Raw genomic sequence first — 21,649 nt, 5'->3', positions numbered from 1 at the left:
AGATTACATGATCCCGGGCCTGGCCGACGCCATGCCCCCGGCGCCCCCCGCGGACGTGCCGCCCGCGCCTCCGGCGGACCTGCCGCCGGCGCCCCCGGCGGACGCGCCCGTCGTTGACAACGACTTCCGCGGTTTCGTCCCGGCCAACATGCCGCAGCAGGTTTCCACGGTGGGCTACACGAAGCAGCTGTGGGACGCCATTCGGGCGCAGGACATTCAGGGCAACGACGCGCTGGACGCGATCGCGCAGCCGTCCGCCTGAGTTCCACCCGTCAGACTGCCCGGCACGCCTCGAACGTTCCCGCTTCGGGGCGTGCCGGCATTCCAATCGCTACGGCGTCAGGCCGAGCCCACCCACTCTTCGGTTCCGTCGTCGAAGAACTGGTGCTTCCACACCGGTAGGCGCGCCTTGATGGTGTCGACCAGAAGCGCGCAGGTGGCGAAGGCCTCCTGACGATGGTCAGCGGCGACCGCTGCCACCAGCGCCGCCTCCCCGATATGCAGCACCCCGGTTCGGTGGCTCGCCGCCACGGCGCGTACCCCGCTGGACTGCTCCGCGACATCGGCCACGACAGCTGCCATGACCTCTTCGGCCGACGGATGCGCGGAGTACTCCAGCCGCACCACCCGGCGGCCGCCGTCGTGGTCGCGAATCATGCCGACGAAGCCGACGATCGCGCCGGCCGACTGATGGCCCACGAGCTCTTCGTGCTCGGCCAGCACGATCGGGTGATCGGTCATGGCCGCGCGGACGATGAGCGTCATCGCTGGTGGTCTCCACCGGCGAGCTGATCGAGCGCATGGTCGATCACATCGGCCAGCACGCCCAGGCCGTCGCGTACGCCCCCGGGCGAACCCGGCAGGTTGACGATCATGGTCCGTCCCGCCACGCCACACACACCGCGTGACAGCACCGACGTCGGCACCTTCGGCAGGCCGGACCGGCGGATGGCGTCGGCCAGGCCCGGGATCATGTAATCCAGCACCGCCACCGTCTGATCGGGCGTGCTGTCGCTGGGGGAGATGCCGGTGCCCCCGGAAGTGATGATGACGTCGACCCCGTCGTCGACCGCCTTGCGCAGGGCCGCGCCGACCGGCTCACCATCGGCGACCACCTCCGGCTCGGCGCACGAGAATCCGCGCTGTCCAAGCCATTCGGTGATGATCGGGCCGCACCGATCGTCGTACACCCCGGTCGACGCGCGGGTCGAGGCGATGATGACGCGGGCGGATCGGGCGCTCATCACCGCACCCACGTTCCGGTTTTGCCGCCTTCCTTGCGCAGCACCCGAACGTCATCGATGCGCGCGGCGGGGTCAACCGCTTTGATCATGTCGTAGAGCGTCAGACCGGCCACGCTGACGGCGGTCAGCGCCTCCATCTCCACACCCGTGCGGTCGGTGCTGCGCACCGTCGCGGTGATCTCGATGTCGGACTCCCCCACAGTGAAATCGACGTCGACCCCGGTGAGCGCCAACTGATGGCAGAGCGGGATCAGGTCACTGGTGCGCTTGGCCGCCAGGATGCCCGCCACCCGGGCCGTGGCCAACGCATCGCCCTTGGGCAGGCCCCCGGCCGAGATGAGCTCCACCACGCGCGGCGACGTATGCAAGGAACCCGCCGCGACGGCGGTTCGCTTAGTGGCTCCCTTACCGCTGACATCGACCATGTGCGCCGCCCCACGATCGTCCAGATGTGACAGCGCGCCCGAGGGGGATTCTCCCGACGCCCAGGTCGCCGCGGGCTTGGCGGCCTCAGAGGCCCTAGCCATCCTGGCGCCTACCGGTTAACGACGGTGACCGGGTGCAGGTAGGGCAGGTCAGTGGAGGGCAGCGGGAACACCAGCTCGCCGAATGGCGACAACGCGCCGGTCCGGTCGGTCGCGAGTTCGCTCACCGCGTGGTCGTCGTGGTCCGTCGTCGGCCAGCCGTTGTCGACATACCTGGTCTTGCGCGCTTTACGCTCAGCAGTGTCAGCCACGCCATCCATTCTGACAGGTCGCCCTCGCGCGCGTCCCGCAAGACCGCCAGTCGACCGGACATTCGTTGCCTGCTGGCGACCCGCCAACTGTTTTACGCTGGTCAGCAATGACCGACAACACCCCGGATATTCCGCTGGGGTCGTGGTTGGCCGACTTGCCCGACGAGCGGCTGATCCGACTGCTAGAGCTGCGGCCGGACCTCGCCCAGCCCCCGCCCGGCAGCATCGCCGCGCTCGCCGCGCGCGCTCAGGCCCGCCAATCGGTGAAGGCCGCCACCGACGACCTCGACTACCTGCGGCTGGCGGTGCTCGACGCGCTGCTGGTGCTGCAGGCTGATGCCGCGCCGGTGCCGGCGCCGAAACTGCTGGCGCTGATCGGTGAGCGCGCGCCCGAGGCCGACGTGACCAAGGCGTTGGACGATCTGCGGGAGCGCGCGCTGGTGTGGGGCGACGCCGCGCTCCGCCTGGCACCCGACGCCGCCACGGCCCTGCCGTGGCACCCGGGCCAAGTCACCCTCGAGGACGCCTCGCGAAGCGGCGAGGAGATCGCCGACCTCCTCGACGGCCTGAGCCAGGCCCAGCGCGACGTGCTCGACAAGCTTCTCGAGGGTTCCCCGATGGGCCGCACCCGTGACGCCGCGCCCGGCGCACCCGCGAACCGGCCGGTGCCCCAGCTGCTGGCGCTGGGGCTGCTGCGACGCATCGACGCCGAGACGGTGATCCTGCCCCGCCACGTCGGACAGGTGCTGCGCGGCGAACAGCCCGGTCCCATGCGGCTGACGGCGCCCGACCCGGTGACGTCGACCACCACCACCGACGATGTCGACGCGGCGGCGGCCGGCGCCACCATCGACCTGCTGCGAGAACTCGACGTCCTGATCGAAACGCTCGCCGCCACACCGATTTCCGAGCTGCGCAGCGGCGGGCTGGGAATTCGTGATGTCAAACGGCTCAGCAAGGCGACCGGCATCGAAGAGTCCCGGCTGGGGCTGATTCTCGAGGTGGCGGCCGCCGCCGGCCTGATCGCCAGCGGGATGCCCGACCCGGAACCGGTCACGGGTGATGGACCGTACTGGGCACCGACCGTGGCCGTCGACCGGTTCACCGCGCTGTCCACCGCCGAGCGCTGGCAGCTGCTGGCCAGTAGCTGGCTGGACCTGCCGAGCCGGCCGGCTCTGATCGGAACCCGCGGCCCCGACGCCAAACCCTATGGCGCCCTTACGGATGCGTTGTACTCGACGGCGGCGCCGCTGGATCGCCGACTGCTGCTCAGCACGCTGGCCCAATTGCCGCCGGGCGCCGGTGTCAGCGCGGTCGAAGCGTCGGCGGCACTCGTTTGGCGGCGCCCGCGCTGGGCGAAACGGTTGCAGCCCGGGCCGGTGGGTGATCTGCTGGCCGAGAGCCACGCGCTCGGCCTGGTGGGGCGGGGAGCGCTGAGTACCCCCGGCCGCGCCCTGCTGGGCGAGGGCGCCGATTCCCAGGCCGCGATCGACGCCATGGCGCGGGCCCTACCCAAACCGATCGATTACTTCCTGGTCCAGGCCGACTTGACCGTGGTGGTGCCGGGCCCGCTGCAGCGCGACCTCGCCGAGCAGCTGGCCGCGGTGGCTACCGTCGAGTCAGCCGGTACCGCGATGGTGTACCGCATCAGCGAGCAGACGATCCGGCATGCGCTCGACGTCGGGAAGACCCGCGACTGGATGCATGCCCTGTTCGCAAAGCACTCCAAAACACCTGTCCCACAGGGCCTTACCTACCTCATTGACGATGTCGCACGCCGGCATGGCCAGCTGCGTATCGGCATGGCGGCTTCGTTCGTGCGGTGCGAGGACCCGGCGCTGCTGGCCCAGGCAGTGTCCGCGCCCGCGACCGAAGGGGTGCAACTGCGTGCCCTTGCCCCGACGGTCGCGGTGTCCCCTGCGCCGATCAGTGAGGTGCTGGTCGCGCTGCGGGCGGCGGGCTTCGCGCCGGCGGCCGAGGACTCCACCGGCGCTATCGTCGACGTCCGTCCCCGGGGGGCCCGGGTGGCCACTCCGCAACAGCGGCGGCCCTATCGACCGATGCCGCGGCCCAACAGTGAGAGCCTGAACGCTGTGGTGGCGGTGCTGCGGAAGGTGACCGCCGCGCCGTTCGGCAACAGTCGCGCCGACCCGGCGGTCACCATGTCGTTGCTGCAGCGCGCGGCCAGGGAACAAGACACGCTGGTGATCGGTTATTTGGATGCCGCGGGTGTCGCAACCCAGCGGGTTGTGTCGCCGATCACCGTTCGGGGCGGCCAGTTGAGCGCCTTCGACTCAGCGTCGGGGCGATTGCGCGACTTCGCCATCCACCGCATCACGTCGGTGGTGTCGGCCAACGGCCGATAATGGGTGGTGACGATGCAAAGGATGGAAGGGAGCGGCGCCATTGACTGACGGCCCGTTGATTGTGCAGTCCGACAAGACGGTGCTGCTCGAGGTTGATCACGAGCAGGCCGGTGCGGCGCGCGCCGCCATCGCGCCGTTCGCCGAGCTGGAGCGCGCGCCCGAGCACGTGCACACCTACCGCATCACACCGCTGGCGCTGTGGAACGCGCGCGCCGCCGGCCACGACGCCGAACAGGTCGTCGACGCGCTGGTCAGCTTCTCCCGCTACGCGGTGCCCCAGCCGCTGCTGGTCGACATCGTCGACACCATGGCCCGCTACGGCCGCCTGCAATTGGTCAAACACCCGGCGCACGGCCTGACGCTGCTGAGCTTCGACCGGGCGGTCCTCGAGGAAGTGCTGCGCAACAAGAAGATCGCACCCATGCTCGGCGCCCGCATCGACGAAGACACCGTGGTCGTCCACCCCAGCGAGCGCGGCCGCGTCAAGCAGATGCTGCTCAAGATCGGTTGGCCCGCAGAGGATCTCGCGGGCTACGTCGATGGCGAGGCGCACCCGATCAGCCTGGCCCAGGACGGCTGGCATCTGCGCGACTACCAGCAGATGGCCACGGATTCGTTCTGGTCCGGCGGGTCCGGGGTGGTGGTCCTGCCGTGCGGGGCCGGCAAGACGCTGGTTGGCGCGGCCGCGATGGCGAAGGCCAGCGCGACGACGCTGATCCTGGTCACCAACGTCGTCGCGGCACGGCAATGGAAGCGCGAACTGGTGGCACGCACCTCACTGACCGAAGATGAGGTCGGCGAATATTCCGGTGAGCGCAAGGAAATTCGGCCCGTCACCATCTCGACCTATCAGATGATCACCCGGCGGACCAAGGGCGAGTACCGGCATCTGGAACTCTTCGACAGCCGCGACTGGGGGCTGATCATCTACGACGAGGTCCACCTGCTGCCGGCCCCGGTATTCCGGATGACCGCCGACCTGCAGTCCAAACGGCGCCTGGGCCTGACCGCCACGCTGGTCCGCGAGGACGGCCGCGAGGGCGACGTGTTCTCGCTGATCGGCCCTAAGCGCTATGACGCGCCGTGGAAGGACATCGAGGCCCAGGGCTGGATCGCGCCGGCCGAGTGTGTCGAAGTGCGGGTCACCATGACCGACAGCGAGCGGATGATCTACGCCACGTCGGAACCCGAAGAGCGATACAAGGTTTGCTCGACGGCGCATTCCAAAGTCGCCGTCGTGAAGTCGATCCTGGACAAGCATCGCGGCGAGCAGACGCTGGTGATCGGCGCCTACCTCGACCAGCTCGACGAGCTGGGCGTCGAGCTGAGCGCCCCGGTGATCCAGGGGTCCACCCGAACCAAGGAACGCGAAGAGCTGTTCGACGCGTTCCGCCGCGGCGAGGTGTCGACTTTGGTGGTGTCCAAGGTCGCCAACTTCTCCATCGATCTGCCGGAAGCCTCTGTGGCGGTCCAGGTCTCGGGAACCTTCGGCTCACGCCAGGAGGAGGCGCAGCGGCTGGGCCGGCTTCTTCGGCCGAAGGCCGACGGTGGTGGCGCCATCTTCTACTCCGTGGTGGCGCGCGACAGCCTGGACGCCGAGTACGCCGCGCACCGCCAGCGTTTCCTGGCCGAGCAGGGCTACGGTTACATCATCCGCGACGCGGATGACCTTCTGGGCCCGGCGATTTAGCAGCGCCGAGCTTTCCGAACCAGGTGGCCCTCTTGGATTTTGATATCGCCCGCGATATCAAATCTGGGAACGCACGCATGGTTCCGGTCTGACGGCGCTCGACGCCCGCGCTAGAAGCTACAGCGACAGAATGGTCGCCGAGGCGGTGCCCGGCGCGCCGTAAACCTGGGCCAGGCCGACGCGCGGGCTGCCGGGCACCTGACGCTCCCCCGCCTCACCGCGCAGCTGGCGCACCAGTTCGTGCATCTGCCGCAGCCCCGACGCACCGATCGGCTCGCCGTTGGCGATCAACCCCCCGTCGGTGTTGACCGGCATCGAGCCGTGGATCTCGGTGGCGCCGTCGGCCAGTAGCTTCTCCTGCTCACCGTCGGCGCACAGGCCGGTTTCGGCCATGTGGATGACCTCGTTGCCGGCGTCGGTGTCCTGGAGCTGGGCGACGTCGACGTCCTCGGGGCCGATGCCGGCCGCCTCGTAGGCCGCCTTGGCCGCGTAGACCGTCGGGGAGACGTCCTCGTCGAGCGGCGCGAAGGTGGCATGCACCTCGTAAGCGCCGTAGCGGCGGGTGCGGATCTCGCAGGCTCGCACGTACACCGGCTTATCGGTGAACTTGTGCGCCAGGTCGGCGCGGCACATGATCACCGCCGCGGCCCCCTCGTCGGGCGCACAGAACATGTATTGGGTCAAGGGATAGTTGAGCACGGCCGAATTGAGAATCTCTTCCTCGGAAATCGGCTTGCGCCGGAACGCATTCGGGTTCAGCGCGCCGTTGCGGAAGTTCTTGGCCGCCACCTTGGCCAGGGTGGCCTGCGAGATGTTGTGGTCGTGCAGGTACTTGTTGGCCTTCATCCCAAAGAACTTGGTGGTGACGAACTGCCCGTTCTGGGCGTACCACTGCGGCAGCGCCAGCTTGGCGGGGTCGTCGGTGAACGCCCCGCGCGGGTGCTTGTCCAGCCCGATGGCGATGCCGAGGTCGTACTTGCCCAGCCGGATGGTGTCGGCGGTCTGCTGGATGGCGCTGGCCGCGGTGGCACACGCGTTGAAGACGTTGGTGAACGTGATGCCGGTGAGACCGACCAGGCGGGTCACCGCGTCGGGGTTGGACACCTCGTGGCTGCCGCCGAAACCGAACTGGATGTCCTTCCAGTCCACCCCGGCGTCGCTCAGCGCCGCTTGAATCGCCTCGGCGCCCATCTGCATCGCGGTCTTGTCGAACCTGCCGAACGGATGCAGGCCCACGCCGATGATGGCGACATCGTTGGTCATCGCAACCTCCCTATGCGACCGGCTGGAACGCGAACGTCATGATTTCGGCGCCCTCGTCGTCGGTGGTCAGCGGAATCATGGTGAGCTCGACCTCCTGGCCGAACTGCAGCTTGGCCGGGTCGTTCTCCGTCAACCGCCCCTCGACCCGGATGACGTCATCGAGCTGGACCAACCCGACACCGAACGGAACGAAGTCCTTGCCGGTCGGGCCCGCATAGGGCGCCCCGGGCGGGAATCCCTGGGTGGTCCACGCGACGAGAGTTCCGCGGCGCGGCAGCAGCACATCGGTCATCTCGCCGACGCTGCAGCGCGGGCACCACTGCTGCACCGGGAAGGTCGTGGCGCCGCAACTGCCGCACCGGCTGCCGATCAGCTGTGGGCTGTCATCGGGCCAGGTCGAGATCTCGGGGGCGAGTGCCTTCTGCATCGGGGGATCCTCCACAAGCGTCCACGGTGCGGCCAACAGAATGTTGCTCAAACCGTATAACAGCTTTCCGAAAAGTGGAAACCACATTCTCATTGTTCGTCTCGCCGGGCAGATATGTTGGGATCGCCGCCGCAACCGAGGAGACGACCATGCCAGTCACGGTGATACTCGAACTGAAATTCAAGCCCGACGCGGTGCCACAGGCGCGCGACGTCATGGGCCGGGCTCTGCGAGACACCCGGGCGTTTGCCGGAAACCTCGGTACCGACGTGCTCGTCGACGAGGACGACGAAACCCACTGGCTGATCTACGAACTGTGGGACACGGTCGAACAGGACGAGGCCTACCGGGCGTTTCGCGCCGGCGAAGGACGTATTACCGACCTGCCGCCGCTGCTGGCCGAGCCCCCCGTCAAGAAGAGGTACGTCACCTCCGACATCTGACGGCTAGCTGAGCGCGGGAATCACCTCGCGCTCGAACAACTCGATGCCGGAGCGGTCGTACGCGGCCTCCGGGAAGTAGCAGATGGCGTATTCGCACCCGAGGTCGCGGAGCCTGGCGATCCGCTCGATCACCTGTTCAGGTGTGCCCGTCGCGGAATCGGGTCCGCTGCCGGCGGCCAGCATCGCGTCGGCGGCAGCCTCGGGCACGTACCGGACGACGCGGTCGCGGACGCGCCGCAGCCTGTCCTTGACGTCGGCGTCGGAGGTCCCGACGACCGCGTTGAAGTTGGCCGACCGCACGATGGCATCGAAGTCGGTGCCCACCTGCTGACAGTGCTGCGCCAGCACTTCGGACTTGTGGGCGAACGCCTCGGGCTCCGGCGCGAAGTTGGTGTAGTGCGCGTATTTCGCTGCGATGCGCAAGGTCACCTTCTCGCCGCCGCCGGCGATCCACAGCGGAATCCCGTTGTCCTGCAGGGGCTTAGGGGAAACGATCGCGCCGTCCACCTGGTAGTGCTTGCCGTCGAAGCTGACCATGCCGTCGCGCCAGGCATCACGCATGATCTGCACGCCCTCGTCCAACCGGGCCAGCCGCACGCCGGCCGACGGGAAACCGTAACCGTAAGCGCGCCACTCATGTTCGTACCAGCCGCCGCCGATGCCCATCTGAATCCGCCCACCGGAGATGATGTCGGCGGTCGCCGCGACCTTGGCCAGGTACACCGGATTGCGGTAGCTCATCGCGGTGCACATCTGGCCGAGTTTGATCCGCGAGGTGACCGCCCCGTACGCGGCCATCAGCGACCACGCCTCGTGCGTGGCCTCACCCGTCGGCACCGGGACGGTGTGGAAATGGTCGTAGACCCACAGCGAGTCCCACGCGCTGCCGTCGGCGTAGACGGCCAGATCGCGCATCACCGCCCAGTGCTTCTCCGGTTCGATGTCGACCAGATCCATTCGCCAGCCTTGCGGGATGAAGAGACCGAAGCGCATAGCAACGGACTCTAACCCGCGCTCGACCACCACGTGGCAGCAGGCAATTCCCTCCGCCGCCGCGGGCAGCCCACTCCCAGGCCCCCGCTAGGCTTACCCATCGTCAAGCAACCGGGAGGTCGGCGTGCGCGTACTGGTCTCCGGCGCCAGCATCGCCGGCCCGGTGCTGGCCTACTGGCTGACCCGGCACGGCTTCGACGTCACCGTCGTCGAGCGGGCGCCCAGCCTGCGCAAGACCGGCGGCCACGCCGTCGACCTGTTCCGTCCCGCGATGGAGATTTCGGCGGACATGGGTGTCCTGCCCCAGATCGAGGCGCTCGCCACCGGAACGAACCGCATGACCATGCATCGGGAAGGCCGCCCGCGGGCCTTCGAGATCGATCTCACCAAGATCTACGCCGCCACGTCGGACCGGCACGTGGAGATCATGCGCGACGACCTCAGCGAAATCTATTACGCCGCCGGTCGCGATCACGTCGAGTACCTGTTCGGTGACTCGATCACCTCGATCGACCACGACGGCGAGGTGACGTTCGAGCATGGCCCTGCCCGCCGGTTCGACGTCGTCGTCGGTGCCGACGGGCTGCACTCCAACGTCCGGCAGCTGACCTTTGGCGACGAAGCGAACCTCACCCGGTTCCTCGGCGGCTATCTGGCGGTGGTGTCGGCGCCCAAGGCACTGGCCGGTCGTGGCGAGATGACCTGCCACGTCGGCGTGGGCCGGCTCGCGGCTATCTACACCGCCGAACACCTGGACGACGCGCGCGCCGTCTTCCTGTTCCGCACCAAACACGAGCTCGACTACGATCACCGGGATACGTTGCGGCAGAACGAAATACTGCGCGACACGTTCGCCGGCATGCACGAGCAGGTGGACGACTGGCTGGGCGAAGTCGACCGCACGCCCGCGTTCTACTTCGATTCGATCAGCCAGCTGCGGCTCGACAGATGGTCCCGCCGGCGGGTGACCCTCGTCGGTGACGCGGGATACTGCCCCGGCCCCGCGGTGGGCGGCAGCACCAGCCTTGCCGTGCTCGGCGCCTACGTGCTGGCCGGCGAGCTCGCCCGGGCGGACGGCGACCACTTGCGCGCGTTCGCGGCCTACGAGTTGCAGATGCGCGAACCGGTGCACCGCAGCCGGGCATTCGCCCGCGGTGCCGCCAAGGGCATCATCCCCGGCTCGCGACTCGGGCTGTGGGCATTGACCCGTGGCGCCCAATTGGTCTCGCTGCTGCCCGGCTCGCTTTCGCGGTCGCTGGCGAGGCTGAACGCCAACGGCGTCCGGATGCACGATTCGATGTTCGTGCCCGACTACAGCGCAACCGACCTACAAGCGAACGAAAGGAACGACCGCCCATGGAACTAACCGGTGTGGGAATCTGGAGCAGTCAGCTGCGATACGGCGATCCGTCCGAATCCGCCGAGGCTGCGGCGGAATTGGATGAGTTGGGCTTTCCGGCGCTGTGGATACCCGACGTCGGCGGCCCGGTGTTCGACGCGGTCGGCAACTTGCTCGCCGCGACGAAGCGGACCGTGATCGCCACCGGGATCCTCAACCTGTGGATGCATGCCCCCGGCGACGTCGCTGACTCCTATGCCACGTTGACCGCCGAGCACGGGAACCGCTTCCTGCTTGGCATCGGCGTCAGCCACGCGCCGCTGATCGACGCGGGCCAACCCGGGCGCTACCGCAAACCGCTGGCGGCGACGGCGGCGTTCCTGGACGGGCTCGATGCCGCCCCACGTCCCGTACCGGCCGAAAGTCGGGTCTTGGCCGCGCTCGGCCCGAAGATGTTGGAACTGGCCGCGACCCGCGCCCGCGGGGCCCACCCCTACCTGGTCACCCCGGACCACACCGCCTCTGCCCGTTCGACTTTGGGCGACGGCCCCCTGCTGCTGCCGGAGCAGACGGTGATCCTGACCGACAGCGCCGACGAGGCGCGGCGCATCGGAACCGACTGGCTGCGGGCATATTTGGCGTTGCCCAACTATGCCAACAACCTGCTGCGCACCGGGTTCGCCGAAGAGGACCTGACCCAGGTGAGCGATCGGCTCTTCGACGCCATCATCGCGTGGGGTGACGAGGAGGCGATCATGCGCAGGGTCGCCGAGCATCGTTCGGCTGGCGCCGACCACGTGTGCGTCCAGGTGCTGCTGGCCGACCCGAAGGTGTTCCCGCGCGAGCAATGGCGCCGAATCGCCGCCGCCTCCAAGTAACCCCGCGGCGATCACGCTTAGGGTGGGGTATGGCTTCCAAGCAGACGCTGTTTCGGATTTTCTACCGCATCGGCTTCACTCCCTGGGACGGTCACCCGCTCGCGGAGAGCGTGCGGAGCCTGGTCGAGGGGACGGCCGACACGCCTGCGCTCCCGCGGGGCTCGGCCCTCGAAGTCGGGTGCGGAACCGGTGACTGCTCGATCTATCTCGCCCAGCACGGTTGGAAGGTCACCGCGGTCGACTTCGTCGCCAAGCCCCTCGAGCGGGCACGCGCCAAGGCAGGGGCCGCCGGCGCGGCGGTCGACTTCGTCCAGGCCGACGTCACACAGCTGAGCCGGACCGGCGTCGGCTCGAACTTCGAGTTGATCGTCGACAACGGTTGCCTGCACAACATGAGCGACGACGATCGCGAGGCCTATGTCCGGGAGATCAGCGCGGTGGCTGCCCCCGACGCGCGGCTGCTGATCGTCGCATTCGTTCCCGGCGGCAGGGTGGGAGTGCGCGGCATCGACCACACCGAGATGGAACGACGCTTCGCGCCCACCTGGACGATGCTGTCGGCCGGCGACGAGCGCGAGCTGGACCGCGCCGAGAAGACGCCGGCCCGGTACTACCTCTTCCAGCGCCGCGACACATAACCAGGTGCGACGACACGCCGTACGCCGTCGCAACGTTTTATGTCCCGCGTGTCAGCCCACGCAAAAGCCCCCGAAGACAAGCGCTTCGGGGGCTTTCGCGACTGCGAGACCTACGTCAGCGAGTCCGGCGGCAGGAAGCGGTCGCCGTACTTGGCGGCCAGCTCACGGGCACGGGCCACGAAGGCTTCCTTGCCCTTACCGCCCGCACCCTCGTAGCCGACGATGAACTGCGCGCTACCACCGGTGTACGGCGGGAAGCCGATGCCCATGATCGAGCCGATGTTGGCGTCGGCCGTCGAGGTCAAAACGCCCTCGTCGAGGCACTTTTGGGTTTCCAGCGCCTCGGCGAACAGCATCCGGTCGATCATGTCCTGCAGCGGCGGCTCCGACGAACCGGACTTGAACGTCTCCCGCAGGCCCGGCCACAGCCCGGTGCGCTTGCCGTCGACGTACTCGTAGAAGCCCGCGCCCTTGAGCCGCGACGGGCGGCCGATCTCGATCATCTTCTCCACGACGGCCTCGGCCGGGTGCGGCTCGTAGGTGCCGCCCGCGTCCTCGACACCCTTGCGGGTGGCGGCCGCGATCTTGTGCATCAGCTCGAGGTTCAGCTCGTCGGACAGCTGCAGCGGCGGGGCCGGGTAGCCGGCCTGCGAGCCGGCGTGCTCGATCGACGCCGGTTCGACGCCCTCACCAAGCATCGCCAGGGCCTCGTTGACGAACGTGCCGATCACCCGGCTGGTGAAGAAGCCGCGGCTGTCGTTGACCACGATCGGGGTCTTGCCGATGGCCAGCGTGTAGTCGAAGACGCGGGCCAGCGCCTCGTCAGAAGTCTTCTCGCCCTTGATGATTTCGACCAGTGGCATCTTGTCGACCGGCGAGAAGAAGTGGATCCCGATGAAGTCCTCCTGCCGCTTGACGCCGGTCGCCAGACCGGTGATCGGCAGCGTCGAGGTGTTGGACCCGAGCAGCGCGTTCGGCTCGACGATGTCCTCGATCTCCTGGAACACCTTGTGCTTGAGCTCCTGGTTCTCGAACACCGCCTCGATCACGAAGTCGACGCCCTTGAAGTCAGCGGGGTCGGCCGACGGCGTGATGCGGTCGAGGAGCGCCTTGCTCTTCTCCTCGGTGGTCTTGCCACGCTGAAGCGCCTTGGCCTCAAGCTTTTCCGAGTACCCCTTGCCCTTCTCGGCCGCCTCGAGGCTGACGTCCTTGAGTACCACGTCGAAGCCGGCCTTGGCGGAGACGTAGGCGATGCCGGCGCCCATCATGCCCGCGCCCAGCACACCGATCTTGTTGATCTTGACCGGCTCGATGCCGTCGGGGCGCGAGCCGCCGCCGTTGATGTGCTGCAGGTCGAAGAAGAACGCCTGGATCATGTTCTTGGCGACCTGGCCGGTGACCAGAGAGGTGAAGTAGCGGCTCTCGATGCGGGTGGCGGTGTCGAAGTCCACCTGCGCACCCTCGACGGCCGCGTCCAGGATGGCTCGCGGCGCCGGCATCGGCGCACCCTTGAGCTGCTTCTTCAGCAGCGCCGGGAACGACGGCAGGATGCCGGCCAGCCCGGGGCTCGACGGGGTGCCGCCGGGCATCTTGTAGCCCTTGGCATCCCACGGCTGGGTGTGCGAGTCGGGGTTCGCCTTGATCCACGCCTTGGCGGCGGGCACCAGTTCCTCGGCGGAGCCGACGAGCTCGTCGATCAGCCCGATCTCCTTGGCCTTGTCCGGCTTGAAGCGAGTGCCCTGCGACAGGATGTTCATGAACGCGTTCTGGATGCCGAACATCCGCACCGTGCGCGCCACGCCGCCTCCGCCGGGAAGCAGGCCCAGCGTCACCTCGGGCAGGCCCACAACTAGGCCCTTGACGTCCGCGGCGATGCGGTGGTGACACGCCAGCGCGATCTCCAGGCCGCCGCCGAGCGCGGCGCCGTTGATGGCGGCCACCACCGGCTTGCCCAGGGTCTCCAGGGCCCGCAGGTCGCGCTTGATGTCCTCGACCTCGGTGAAGACGTCGCCGGCGTTCTCTGGGCCGGCGTTGATCATGCTCTTGAGATCGCCGCCGGCGAAGAACGTCTTCTTCGCGCTCGTGATCACCACGCCGGTGACCGAATCCTTCTCCGCGGCAAGGCGTTCGACGGCCTTGTGCATCGATTCCTTGTAGTGCTCGTTCATCACGTTCGCGGACCCGGTCGGGTCGTCGAGCGTCAGTGTGACGATGCCGTCGGCATCCTTATCCCACTGGATGGTGTTCTCTGCCATGGTCTTAAACCCTCTCGATGATGGTGGCGACACCCATGCCGCCGCCGATGCACAGCGTGATCAGCGCGCGACGCGCGTTGCGGCGCTCGAGCTCGTCGACCATGGTGCCGGTGATCATGGCGCCGGTGGCGCCCAGCGGGTGGCCCATCGCGATGGCGCCACCATTGACGTTCAGCTTCTCGTCGGGAATGTTGAGGTCCTTCTGGAACTTCAACACCACCGACGCGAACGCCTCGTTCAGTTCGAACAGGTCGATGTCGTCGACGGTCAGTCCGGCGCGGTCGAGGACCTTGCGGGTCGCCGGGGTCGGGCCGGTCAGCATGATGACCGGGTCGGAACCGCTGGTCGCCGTGGCGACGATGCGAGCGCGCGGGGTCAGGCCCTGCGACTTGCCGGCAGCCTCCGAGCCCACCAGCACCAGCGCGGCGCCGTCGACGATGCCGGAGCTGTTGCCCCCGGTGTGCACGTGGTTGATCTTCTCGACGTAGTGGTACTTCTGCAGTGCCACGTCGTCGAAGCCACCCATTTCGCCGATGCCGTCGAACGCGGTCTTCAGCTTGGCCAGGCCCTCCATCGTGGTGTCGGGCCGCATGTGCTCGTCGTGGTCGAGGATGACCAGACCGTTCTGGTCGCGCACCGGCACGACCGACTTGGCGAAGTAGCCGCCCGACCAGGCTTCGGCGGCCTTCTGCTGCGAGCGCAGCGCGTAGGCGTCGACGTCCTCGCGGGAGAAGCCCTCGATGGTGGCGATCAGGTCGGCGCCGATGCCCTGCGGCACGAAACCGATCCGGTAGTTGGTCTCGGGGTCGAGCGCCCAGGCGCCGCCATCGGAGCCCATCGGGACGCGGCTCATCGACTCCACACCGCCGGCCAGCACCAGGTCGTCCCAGCCGGAGCGCACCTTCTGGGCGGCCGTGTTGACGGCCTCGAGGCCCGAGGCGCAGAACCGGTTGAGCTGCACGCCGCCGGTGGTCTCGGGCAGCCCAGCCACCAGCGCCGCGGTCCGGGCGATGTCGCCGCCCTGGTCACCGACCGGCGACACCACGCCGAGGATCAGGTCGCTGATCAGGTTCTCGTCCAGGTCGGGGTTGCGCCTGCGCAGCTCGTCGACCAGTCCGACGACGAGGTTTACCGGCTTGACCTCGTTCAGCGAGCCGTTTTTTTGCTTGCCCCGCGGTGTGCGGATGGCCTCATAGATGAAGGCTTCTTCGGACATGTCGAGTTCCTCTTCACAAGTGGGTTTCGGATCCGTATTAAAGGTAGGTCCAGATACCGCACCCTAACAAAGTGCCCGGCCAACCTGTTGGTTGGGCCGATCACCGCTGGTCAGTATGCCGACGGTACGGCTGGCCGCACACTCGGCTGCCAATGCGCGGCCAGCCGCACACTCGCGCTTCGTCGGCCACCCTAAGCTCGACCAGCATGACGGTCTCGCGACTGCGTCCCTACGCGACGACGGTGTTCGCCGAGATGTCGGCGCTGGCCGCGCGGGTCGGCGCGGTCAACCTCGGCCAGGGCTTCCCGGACGAGGACGGGCCCGCGGCCATGTTGAAGGCCGCCCAGGACGCCATCGCCGAGGGAAACAACCAGTACCCGCCCGGCATCGGCGTCGCACCGCTGCGGCACGCAATCGCCGCCCAGCGGCGGCGCCACTTCGGCATCGAATACGACCCCGACACCGAAGTGCTGGTGACGGTCGGTGCGACCGAGGCCATCGCGTCCGCTGTGCTGGGCCTGATCGAGCCCGGCTCGGAGGTCCTGCTGATCGAGCCGTTCTACGACTCCTACTCCCCGGTGGTGGCGATGGCCGGCGCGCACCGGGTCACCGTGCCCCTGGTCCCCCACGGCCGCGGATTCGCCTTGGACGCCGACGCCCTGCGCCGGGCGGTAACGCCCCGGACCCGCGCGCTGATCGTCAACTCACCGCACAACCCGACCGGAACGGTGCTCAGCGCGGCCGAGCTGACCGCCATCGCGGAGGTCGCCGTCGCCGCCGACCTCTTGGTGATCACCGACGAGGTGTACGAGCACCTGGTGTTCGACGGCCATCGGCACTTGCCCCTGGCCGGCTTCGACGGCATGGGCGAGCGGACGATCACCATCTCCAGCGCGGCCAAGATGTTCAACTGCACCGGCTGGAAAATCGGATGGGCTTGTGGCCCAGCGGAACTCATCGCCGGGGTGCGTGCGGCCAAGCAGTACCTGAGCTATGTTTCAGGCGCGCCGTTCCAGCCCGCGGTGGCTCTCGCGCTCGACACCGAGGACGCGTGGGTGGCCGGGCTTTGCAGCTCTTTGCGGGCCCGTCGCGACCGGCTGGCCGCCGGGCTCTCCGAGATCGGCTTCGAGGTGCACGACAGCGCCGGCACCTACTTCCTGTGTGCCGACCCCCGCCCGCTGGGCTACGACGACAGCGCCGCGTTCTGTGCGGCGCTACCCGAAAAGGTCGGGGTGGCGGCCATTCCGCTGTCGCCGTTCTGCGATCCGGCGGGCTCCCATCCCGACGTGTGGAATCACCTGGTGCGGTTCACCTTCTGCAAACGCGAAGACACACTCGACGAGGCGATCAGGCGGCTGGCCACCCTAAGTGACCGGTCGGCTACGTAGCAGGGCCGAAACCCTCCATCACGCGCTTACGCAGTCCCTCCAGCGCGGAATCGAGGATCTTCTTGCGGGCCCGGCTGACCCAGAACTCGGGCAGCGGGGCGAATGGTTCGACCGTGATGGCAAACCGCACCCTGGTCGTGTCGTAGCCCTCCCTGGTAAGGGTGTACTCCCCGTGCTGGCCGCGTTGCTGGGCAGTCTTCTGGGCGTCCCACACCATCCAGTCCGGGCCCCAGTGGTATTCGAGCAGCTCCGTGTCGTGGATGCCGGTCACCGCGATGGTGACCTTCACGTGGTGCGGTCGGCCGTCGGGATGCTTGTCTACGACTTCGACCCGCTTGTGTACCGACGACCATGACGGCACGGCGTCCATGTCGGCCAGCGCCTCCATGATCACTTCCGGAGGCGCGTCAATGACGATTTCCGACGACGCTTGAACGGCCACTGCTAATAAGTTAGCAACCGCTCAGCCGCTGGCGCACGCAAAATGCGAGCCGCCGACTATTGCGGCTCCGTCGAACCTTTGCCGCGCTTTACCAATTCGCACAACCCCTTTACCGATGAGTCGAGAACGCTTTCGCTGGCCCGCCGGACGATGAAGGCGGGCATCGGCCGGCCCGGCTCGACCGTGACGTCGAAGCGCACCCGGGTCTTGTCGAGACCTTCGGGTTTGAGGTTGTACTCGACGTGCTGGCCGTGCTGCTGGGAAGTCCCTTTGGCGTCATAGACGACCCAATCGGGACCCCAGTGATATTCCAGGACTTCCTTGTCGACGAGCCCGAGAATCTTGATCGTCGTCTTCACATGGTGGGGCCGACCGTCGGGATAACGGTCGATCACTTCGATGTGTTTGTGGAGCGGTGACCACTCCGCCAGTACGCAGACATCGGTCAGCGCCTCCATGACCACTTCTGGCGGCGCGTCGACGACGAATTCCCGTGATGCTTTTACGGCCACTGCGCTCAACCTAGCAATGCCGGCCCCGGTGCGGAATGGTTCGACGTAACAGGTTGTCTACCAGTCGATTTCGGCGAGGGGCGTGGTGGTCGCGGGCGGCCGCCCGACCGGTGCGGCCGGGGTGCGCGAGAAGCGTGGACCGGGTGCGGCCTGGTCGACGCCGTGGGCGGTGATCACCGTGGACCGCGCCCGCAGGTGTTCGTCGCCCGCCGCTTCGCTCCACGTCAGCACTGGAGTGACGCACGCATCGGTGCCGGCGAAGATGCTCGTCCACTCGTCGCGTGTCCGGCTGCCGAACCGTTTCGCGAAGACCTCGTACATCTGCGGGTACGCCCCGACGTCGAGCTGGCCGGGCACCTCCTCGGGCGACAGGCCGAGGCCGGTCAGCAGCGCCGCGAAGAATTGCGGCTCGATGGCTCCGACGGCCAGGTATTTGCCGTCGGAGGTCTCGTAGCAGCGGTAGAACGGCGCGCCGCCGTCGAGCAGGAACGACTCGCGCCGGTCACGCAGCGCCCCGGTCGCCTTCATCGTCCACATCATCTGAGCGAGCAGGCTGACGCCGTCCACCATCGCCGCGTCGATGACCTGCCCCCGGCCCGAACGTTCGCGCTCGTACAGCGCGACCGCGATGCCGAGCAGCACCAGCATCGAACCGCCACCGAAGTCGGCAACGAGATTCAGCGGCGGCATCGGGGGCCGGTCGGCGTAGCCCAGCGCCGAGAGCGCGCCGGTCCGCGACAGGTAGTTGATGTCGTGCCCCGCCGTCTGGGCCAGCGGGCCGTCCTGCCCCCAGCCGGTGATTCGCGCGAAGATCAGTCGCGGATTGACCGCCGCACACTCGTCGGGACCGATGCCGAGCCGCTCGCAGGTGCCGGGCCGGAAGCAGTCCAGCAACACGTCGGCTTTGGCGGCGAGATCGAGCAGCGCCGCGGGCTGCGTCTTGACGTCGAGGTCGACGATCCGCTTCCCGCGATGCAGCAGATCGCGGTCCTCGGGCGGCATCGTGAGGCCACCCGGGCGCCGCACGCGCACCACATCGGCCCCGAGGTCGGCGAGCATCATCCCGGCGTGCGGGCCCGGTCCGATGCCGCCGAGCTCGATCACCTTCACCCCGGCGAGGGGGCCGCCGTCGTCCACCGCGATTAGTTGCCCTTCTTCACTTTCAGCACCCGCTCGCGCAGCGCCTTGGTCGCCGAATCGATGGTGCCCTTGACGGCGCGTTTCAGGACGAATCCGGGCAGTGGCACATTCGGGTCCGCGAGGAGCTCGAACTTCACCAGGGTCGCCTCGCCCTGCGGTATCAGGGTGTACTTGCCGTCCTGCGCCTTTTGCTGCGAGGAACTCACCAGCGTCCAGCTCACCGCGTCGTCCGCCCAGGTGTAGGCCACCACCTGTTCGTCGGTGATCCCGGCGACCTTCACCTTCATTTTCACTTGGCTGGGCCGCCCGTCGTCCCCGGTCGAGAGGACCTCCGCACTCTGGTGGGGTTCGGACCATTCCGGCATCGCCTCGAAATCGGCGATGACGTCCAGGATCTCCTCCGGGCTGGCTTCGATGACGATGTCGCGGGATTCCTTGAGTGCCATGGCCCGCACGATACTGAAACGGCGTCCCGCCCGGAACGGATTCGACCGAGGTACCGTCGTGCTTGTGCCTGACGCAGCGACCGAGCCCGTCTACACCGTCGGCGACTACCTGCTGGACCGCCTCGCCGAACTCGGCGTCACCGAGATCTTCGGCGTTCCCGGCGACTACAACCTGGAATTCCTCGACCACATCGTCGCGCACCCCAGCATCCGCTGGGTGGGCAACGCCAACGAGCTGAACGCCGGCTACGCCGCCGACGGATACGGCCGCCTGCGCGGAATGTCCGCCGTGGTAACGACTTTCGGCGTGGGCGAATTGTCCGCGGCCAACGCCATCGCGGGCAGCTATGCCGAACAGGTGCCCGTGGTGCACATCGTCGGCGGGCCGTCCAAGGACGCGCAGGGCACCCGGCGCGCGCTGCACCATTCGCTGGGTGACGGCGACTTCGAGCACTTCTTCCGGGTCAGCCGCGAGATCACCTGCGCCCAGGCCAACCTCATGCCCGCGAACGCCCGCCGTGAGATCGACCGGGTGCTCTCGGAGGTGCGCGAGCAGAAGCGGCCCGGGTACATCCTGCTGTCGACCGACGTGGCGCGCTTCCCCACCGAGCCGCCCGGTGATCCGCTGCCCCGCTACCCCGGCGGCACCAGCCCGCGCGCGCTGTCCCTGTTCGCCGAGGCCGCCTCCGGGCTCATCGCCGACCACCAGCTGACCGTGTTGGCCGACTTGCTGGTGCACCGGTTGCAGGTGGTCAAGGAACTCGAGGCGCTGCTGGCGGCCGACGTGGTGCCCTACGCCACCCTGATGTGGGGCAAAAGCCTGCTCGACGAAAGCTCGCCCAACTACCTGGGAATCTACGCCGGCTCGGCCAGCGTCCCGGCGGTGCGCACCGGGATCGAGGAGGCACCGGTCCTGGTGACCGCGGGCGTGGTGTTCACCGACATGGTCAGCGGCTTCTTCAGCCAGCGGATCGACCCGGCGCGGACCATCGACGTCGGGCAGTACCAAAGCAGTGTGGCCGGCGAGGTCTTCGCGCCGCTGGAGATGGGCGCCGCGCTGGAGGCGCTGTCGACCATCCTGACCCGGCGTCCGATCACGTCACCTCCGGTGGCGGCGCCGCCCGCCGACGATCTGCCCCCACCCCCGCCGCGCGATCAACCGGTGACGCAAGAGATGCTGTGGGACCGCCTCTGCACGGCCCTCACGCCGGGCAACGTGGTCCTCGCCGACCAGGGCACCTCCTTCTACGGCATGGCCGACCACCGGTTGCCCCAGGGTGTCACGTTCATCGGCCAACCCCTTTGGGGCTCAATCGGTTACACGCTGCCCGCCGCACTGGGCGCCGGCGTGGCACATCCGGACCGCCGGACCGTGCTGCTCATCGGCGACGGCGCCGCCCAACTGACCGTCCAAGAGCTCGGCACCTTCTCGCGCGAAGGGCTGTCCCCCGTCATCGTGGTGGTCAACAACGACGGCTACACCGTCGAACGGGCGATCCACGGAGAGACGGCGCCGTACAACGACATCGTGAATTGGAAGTGGACGGACATCCCCAACGCGCTGGGGGTCGCCAATCACCTCGCGTTCCGGGTGCAGACCTACGGTGAGCTGGACGACGCCCTGATCGCCGCGGCGGAGCATCGGGACCGCATGGTGCTCGTCGAGGTGGTCTTGCCGCGGCTCGAAATCCCGCCGCTGCTTGTCGAACTCGTCCAGCCGATGTCGCCGGACGGCAGCGTGCGCCGCTAGCGGGGCCCGGAGCGAGTCGGCCCGCCGGTCGGGTCGGCCGAGCGCAGCATCTCCTGTACGGTGCGCCGGCACCGCCCGCAGTCGGCGCCCGCTCCGCACGCCTGGGCGACGTCCTTGGTGGTGCAGGCCCCGGCCGCCACCGCCTCCGTCACCGTTTGGCTGGTGACCCCGTTACACAGGCACACGAACATCGCGGTGCCGCTCAGTCCGCCTCGATGCGCATCATGTTGGTGAATCGGCCGACGAATATCGGTGGGTACGGCCCCATTCCGGCGCCGGACATCCACTCGGCCGCGGCGTCGGGATGCTCGATCCAGCGCCGCGCGCTTTCCTCGTCGGGCAGCTCCGACATGATCAGCACCTCGTGCTCATCGTCGAAGGCCTGGAAGATCCAGGTCTTGCGGATGCCGGCCGCGACGCCCGAGGCACCCGGCGTCGTGGTCGCCACCATCGCCTCCGTGCACGACGTGTCCGCGCTGGCCG

The 21,649-nt window shown here is 68.1% G+C and carries 22 protein-coding genes and 2 pseudogenes; 9 read left to right on the top strand and 15 right to left on the bottom strand.

The annotated features are described in order from the left end of the window. Nucleotides 1-262 (top strand): annotated as a pseudogene (locus A5709_RS18720) (resuscitation-promoting factor RpfA); the annotation flags it as partial. Nucleotides 263-339: 77 nt separating this feature from the next. On the opposite strand, the gene A5709_RS18715 reads toward A5709_RS18720, so the two are convergent. The 4 genes from A5709_RS18715 to A5709_RS18700 are packed head-to-tail and all read right to left on the bottom strand — an operon-like array spanning nucleotide 340 to nucleotide 1,980. Continuing rightward, on the bottom strand, nucleotides 340-765 hold the full coding sequence (locus A5709_RS18715) for a molybdenum cofactor biosynthesis protein MoaE (RefSeq protein ID WP_068008771.1): 426 nt from the start codon (nucleotides 763-765) through the stop codon (nucleotides 340-342). Further along, on the bottom strand, nucleotides 762-1,244 hold the full coding sequence (locus A5709_RS18710) for a molybdenum cofactor biosynthesis protein B (protein ID WP_068121544.1): 483 nt from the start codon (nucleotides 1,242-1,244) through the stop codon (nucleotides 762-764). The genes A5709_RS18715 and A5709_RS18710 overlap by 4 nt, the downstream gene beginning before the upstream one ends. Next, the gene (moaC, locus tag A5709_RS18705; RefSeq protein WP_082953258.1) at nucleotides 1,244-1,771 is read right to left on the bottom strand and encodes a cyclic pyranopterin monophosphate synthase MoaC; all 528 of its coding nucleotides are present in this window, start codon (nucleotides 1,769-1,771) and stop codon (nucleotides 1,244-1,246) included. The genes A5709_RS18710 and moaC overlap by 1 nt, the downstream gene beginning before the upstream one ends. Before the next feature lie 8 nt (nucleotides 1,772-1,779). Next, nucleotides 1,780-1,980, bottom strand: a complete 201-nt coding sequence (locus A5709_RS18700; protein ID WP_197500926.1) for a hypothetical protein — start codon at nucleotides 1,978-1,980, stop codon at nucleotides 1,780-1,782. Between the two features lie 107 nt (nucleotides 1,981-2,087). Between A5709_RS18700 and A5709_RS18695 the strand changes: the two genes are divergently transcribed. Both A5709_RS18695 and A5709_RS18690 read left to right on the top strand, forming a co-directional pair. Next, nucleotides 2,088-4,346: a helicase-associated domain-containing protein gene (locus tag A5709_RS18695; protein ID WP_068121533.1), complete on the top strand. Its 2,259-nt coding sequence runs from the start codon at nucleotides 2,088-2,090 to the stop codon at nucleotides 4,344-4,346. A 40-nt stretch (nucleotides 4,347-4,386) separates the two neighbouring features. Further along, on the top strand, nucleotides 4,387-6,036 hold the full coding sequence (locus A5709_RS18690; protein ID WP_068121530.1) for a DNA repair helicase XPB: 1,650 nt from the start codon (nucleotides 4,387-4,389) through the stop codon (nucleotides 6,034-6,036). A 117-nt stretch (nucleotides 6,037-6,153) separates the two neighbouring features. Here the strand turns inward: A5709_RS18690 and A5709_RS18685 are convergent, their stop codons facing one another. Together A5709_RS18685 and A5709_RS18680 are read right to left on the bottom strand one after the other, a co-directional pair. Further along, nucleotides 6,154-7,299, bottom strand: a complete 1,146-nt coding sequence (locus tag A5709_RS18685) for a thiolase family protein (protein ID WP_068121525.1) — start codon at nucleotides 7,297-7,299, stop codon at nucleotides 6,154-6,156. A gap of 10 nt (nucleotides 7,300-7,309) precedes the next feature. Then, the gene (locus A5709_RS18680) at nucleotides 7,310-7,726 is read right to left on the bottom strand and encodes a Zn-ribbon domain-containing OB-fold protein (protein ID WP_067945779.1); all 417 of its coding nucleotides are present in this window, start codon (nucleotides 7,724-7,726) and stop codon (nucleotides 7,310-7,312) included. A 149-nt stretch (nucleotides 7,727-7,875) separates the two neighbouring features. On the opposite strand from A5709_RS18680, the gene A5709_RS18675 reads away from it, so the two are divergent. Next, nucleotides 7,876-8,169 carry a putative quinol monooxygenase gene (locus A5709_RS18675; RefSeq protein ID WP_068121541.1) on the top strand — a complete coding sequence of 98 codons (294 nt, stop codon included), beginning with the start codon at nucleotides 7,876-7,878 and terminating at the stop codon, nucleotides 8,167-8,169. A 3-nt stretch (nucleotides 8,170-8,172) separates the two neighbouring features. Here A5709_RS18675 and A5709_RS18670 read toward each other — a convergent pair whose 3' ends face one another. After that, entirely contained in the window at nucleotides 8,173-9,162 is a 990-nt protein-coding gene (locus tag A5709_RS18670; protein ID WP_068121522.1) for an LLM class F420-dependent oxidoreductase, read from the bottom strand. Nucleotides 9,163-9,286: 124 nt separating this feature from the next. On the opposite strand from A5709_RS18670, the gene A5709_RS18665 reads away from it, so the two are divergent. Genes A5709_RS18665 through A5709_RS18655 form a run of 3 tightly spaced genes read left to right on the top strand, consistent with a single transcriptional unit; the run spans nucleotide 9,287 to nucleotide 12,017 of the window. Then, nucleotides 9,287-10,528 (top strand): FAD-dependent monooxygenase, encoded by a 1,242-nt coding sequence (locus A5709_RS18665; protein WP_067945775.1) that lies wholly within the window; start codon nucleotides 9,287-9,289, stop codon nucleotides 10,526-10,528. Then, complete coding sequence (locus A5709_RS18660) at nucleotides 10,519-11,379, top strand: LLM class F420-dependent oxidoreductase (protein WP_067945772.1); 861 nt, start codon at nucleotides 10,519-10,521, stop codon at nucleotides 11,377-11,379. Before A5709_RS18665 ends, A5709_RS18660 begins: the two co-directional genes overlap by 10 nt. A gap of 29 nt (nucleotides 11,380-11,408) precedes the next feature. Continuing rightward, nucleotides 11,409-12,017, top strand: coding sequence for a bifunctional 2-polyprenyl-6-hydroxyphenol methylase/3-demethylubiquinol 3-O-methyltransferase UbiG (locus A5709_RS18655; protein WP_067945770.1), 609 nt, complete (start codon nucleotides 11,409-11,411; stop codon nucleotides 12,015-12,017). Between the two features lie 110 nt (nucleotides 12,018-12,127). Here A5709_RS18655 and A5709_RS18650 read toward each other — a convergent pair whose 3' ends face one another. Both A5709_RS18650 and A5709_RS18645 read right to left on the bottom strand, forming a co-directional pair. Then, nucleotides 12,128-14,272, bottom strand: coding sequence for a 3-hydroxyacyl-CoA dehydrogenase NAD-binding domain-containing protein (locus A5709_RS18650; protein WP_067945767.1), 2,145 nt, complete (start codon nucleotides 14,270-14,272; stop codon nucleotides 12,128-12,130). Between the two features lie 4 nt (nucleotides 14,273-14,276). Continuing rightward, complete coding sequence (locus tag A5709_RS18645) at nucleotides 14,277-15,488, bottom strand: acetyl-CoA C-acetyltransferase (RefSeq protein WP_068121520.1); 1,212 nt, start codon at nucleotides 15,486-15,488, stop codon at nucleotides 14,277-14,279. Nucleotides 15,489-15,694: 206 nt separating this feature from the next. Between A5709_RS18645 and A5709_RS18640 the strand changes: the two genes are divergently transcribed. Further along, the gene (locus A5709_RS18640) at nucleotides 15,695-16,876 is read left to right on the top strand and encodes a pyridoxal phosphate-dependent aminotransferase (protein WP_068121516.1); all 1,182 of its coding nucleotides are present in this window, start codon (nucleotides 15,695-15,697) and stop codon (nucleotides 16,874-16,876) included. Here the strand turns inward: A5709_RS18640 and A5709_RS18635 are convergent. From A5709_RS18635 to A5709_RS18620, 4 genes are read right to left on the bottom strand one after another with little or no spacing between them, the layout of a single operon-like run. After that, nucleotides 16,869-17,318 (bottom strand): SRPBCC family protein, encoded by a 450-nt coding sequence (locus A5709_RS18635; protein ID WP_067945761.1) that lies wholly within the window; start codon nucleotides 17,316-17,318, stop codon nucleotides 16,869-16,871. The two genes, A5709_RS18640 and A5709_RS18635, sit on opposite strands and share 8 nt — an antisense overlap. Nucleotides 17,319-17,374: 56 nt before the next feature. Continuing rightward, on the bottom strand, nucleotides 17,375-17,830 hold the full coding sequence (locus tag A5709_RS18630; RefSeq protein WP_082974176.1) for an SRPBCC family protein: 456 nt from the start codon (nucleotides 17,828-17,830) through the stop codon (nucleotides 17,375-17,377). Between the two features lie 57 nt (nucleotides 17,831-17,887). After that, entirely contained in the window at nucleotides 17,888-18,967 is a 1,080-nt protein-coding gene (locus tag A5709_RS18625; RefSeq protein ID WP_082974172.1) for a CaiB/BaiF CoA-transferase family protein, read from the bottom strand. Between the two features lie 5 nt (nucleotides 18,968-18,972). Beyond that, entirely contained in the window at nucleotides 18,973-19,416 is a 444-nt protein-coding gene (locus tag A5709_RS18620; RefSeq protein ID WP_067945796.1) for an SRPBCC family protein, read from the bottom strand. A 64-nt stretch (nucleotides 19,417-19,480) separates the two neighbouring features. Between A5709_RS18620 and A5709_RS18615 the strand changes: the two genes are divergently transcribed. After that, entirely contained in the window at nucleotides 19,481-21,166 is a 1,686-nt protein-coding gene (locus A5709_RS18615) for an alpha-keto acid decarboxylase family protein (RefSeq protein ID WP_068008774.1), read from the top strand. Here the strand turns inward: A5709_RS18615 and A5709_RS18610 are convergent. Together A5709_RS18610 and A5709_RS18605 are read right to left on the bottom strand one after the other, a co-directional pair. Further along, nucleotides 21,163-21,357, bottom strand: a complete 195-nt coding sequence (locus A5709_RS18610) for a bacterioferritin-associated ferredoxin (protein ID WP_068008735.1) — start codon at nucleotides 21,355-21,357, stop codon at nucleotides 21,163-21,165. The genes A5709_RS18615 and A5709_RS18610 overlap by 4 nt on opposite strands. A gap of 11 nt (nucleotides 21,358-21,368) precedes the next feature. After that, nucleotides 21,369-21,649: pseudogene (locus A5709_RS18605) on the bottom strand (fatty-acid--CoA ligase); the annotation flags it as partial.

The sequence above is a fragment of the Mycobacterium sp. E1386 genome (genome assembly GCF_001672745.1).
Taxonomy (GTDB): domain Bacteria; phylum Actinomycetota; class Actinomycetes; order Mycobacteriales; family Mycobacteriaceae; genus Mycobacterium.
This window is presented reverse-complemented; position numbering and strand designations above follow the sequence as displayed.

Excerpts from the sequence above, each read along its gene's own strand:
- A5709_RS18715 (WP_068008771.1), bottom strand. The coding sequence starts at position 765 with ATGACGCTCATCGTCCGCGCGGCCATGACCGATCACCCGATCGTGCTG.
- A5709_RS18685 (WP_068121525.1), bottom strand. The coding sequence starts at position 7,299 with ATGACCAACGATGTCGCCATCATCGGCGTGGGCCTGCATCCGTTCGGC.
- A5709_RS18695 (WP_068121533.1), top strand. The coding sequence starts at position 2,088 with ATGACCGACAACACCCCGGATATTCCGCTGGGGTCGTGGTTGGCCGAC.
- moaC (WP_082953258.1), bottom strand. The coding sequence starts at position 1,771 with ATGGCTAGGGCCTCTGAGGCCGCCAAGCCCGCGGCGACCTGGGCGTCG.
- A5709_RS18620 (WP_067945796.1), bottom strand. The coding sequence starts at position 19,416 with ATGGCACTCAAGGAATCCCGCGACATCGTCATCGAAGCCAGCCCGGAG.
- A5709_RS18680 (WP_067945779.1), bottom strand. The coding sequence starts at position 7,726 with ATGCAGAAGGCACTCGCCCCCGAGATCTCGACCTGGCCCGATGACAGC.
- A5709_RS18645 (WP_068121520.1), bottom strand. The coding sequence starts at position 15,488 with ATGTCCGAAGAAGCCTTCATCTATGAGGCCATCCGCACACCGCGGGGC.
- A5709_RS18675 (WP_068121541.1), top strand. The coding sequence starts at position 7,876 with ATGCCAGTCACGGTGATACTCGAACTGAAATTCAAGCCCGACGCGGTG.
- A5709_RS18660 (WP_067945772.1), top strand. The coding sequence starts at position 10,519 with ATGGAACTAACCGGTGTGGGAATCTGGAGCAGTCAGCTGCGATACGGC.
- A5709_RS18710 (WP_068121544.1), bottom strand. The coding sequence starts at position 1,244 with ATGAGCGCCCGATCCGCCCGCGTCATCATCGCCTCGACCCGCGCGTCG.
- A5709_RS18670 (WP_068121522.1), bottom strand. The coding sequence starts at position 9,162 with ATGCGCTTCGGTCTCTTCATCCCGCAAGGCTGGCGAATGGATCTGGTC.
- A5709_RS18655 (WP_067945770.1), top strand. The coding sequence starts at position 11,409 with ATGGCTTCCAAGCAGACGCTGTTTCGGATTTTCTACCGCATCGGCTTC.
- A5709_RS18650 (WP_067945767.1), bottom strand. The coding sequence starts at position 14,272 with ATGGCAGAGAACACCATCCAGTGGGATAAGGATGCCGACGGCATCGTC.
- A5709_RS18610 (WP_068008735.1), bottom strand. The coding sequence starts at position 21,357 with ATGTTCGTGTGCCTGTGTAACGGGGTCACCAGCCAAACGGTGACGGAG.
- A5709_RS18640 (WP_068121516.1), top strand. The coding sequence starts at position 15,695 with ATGACGGTCTCGCGACTGCGTCCCTACGCGACGACGGTGTTCGCCGAG.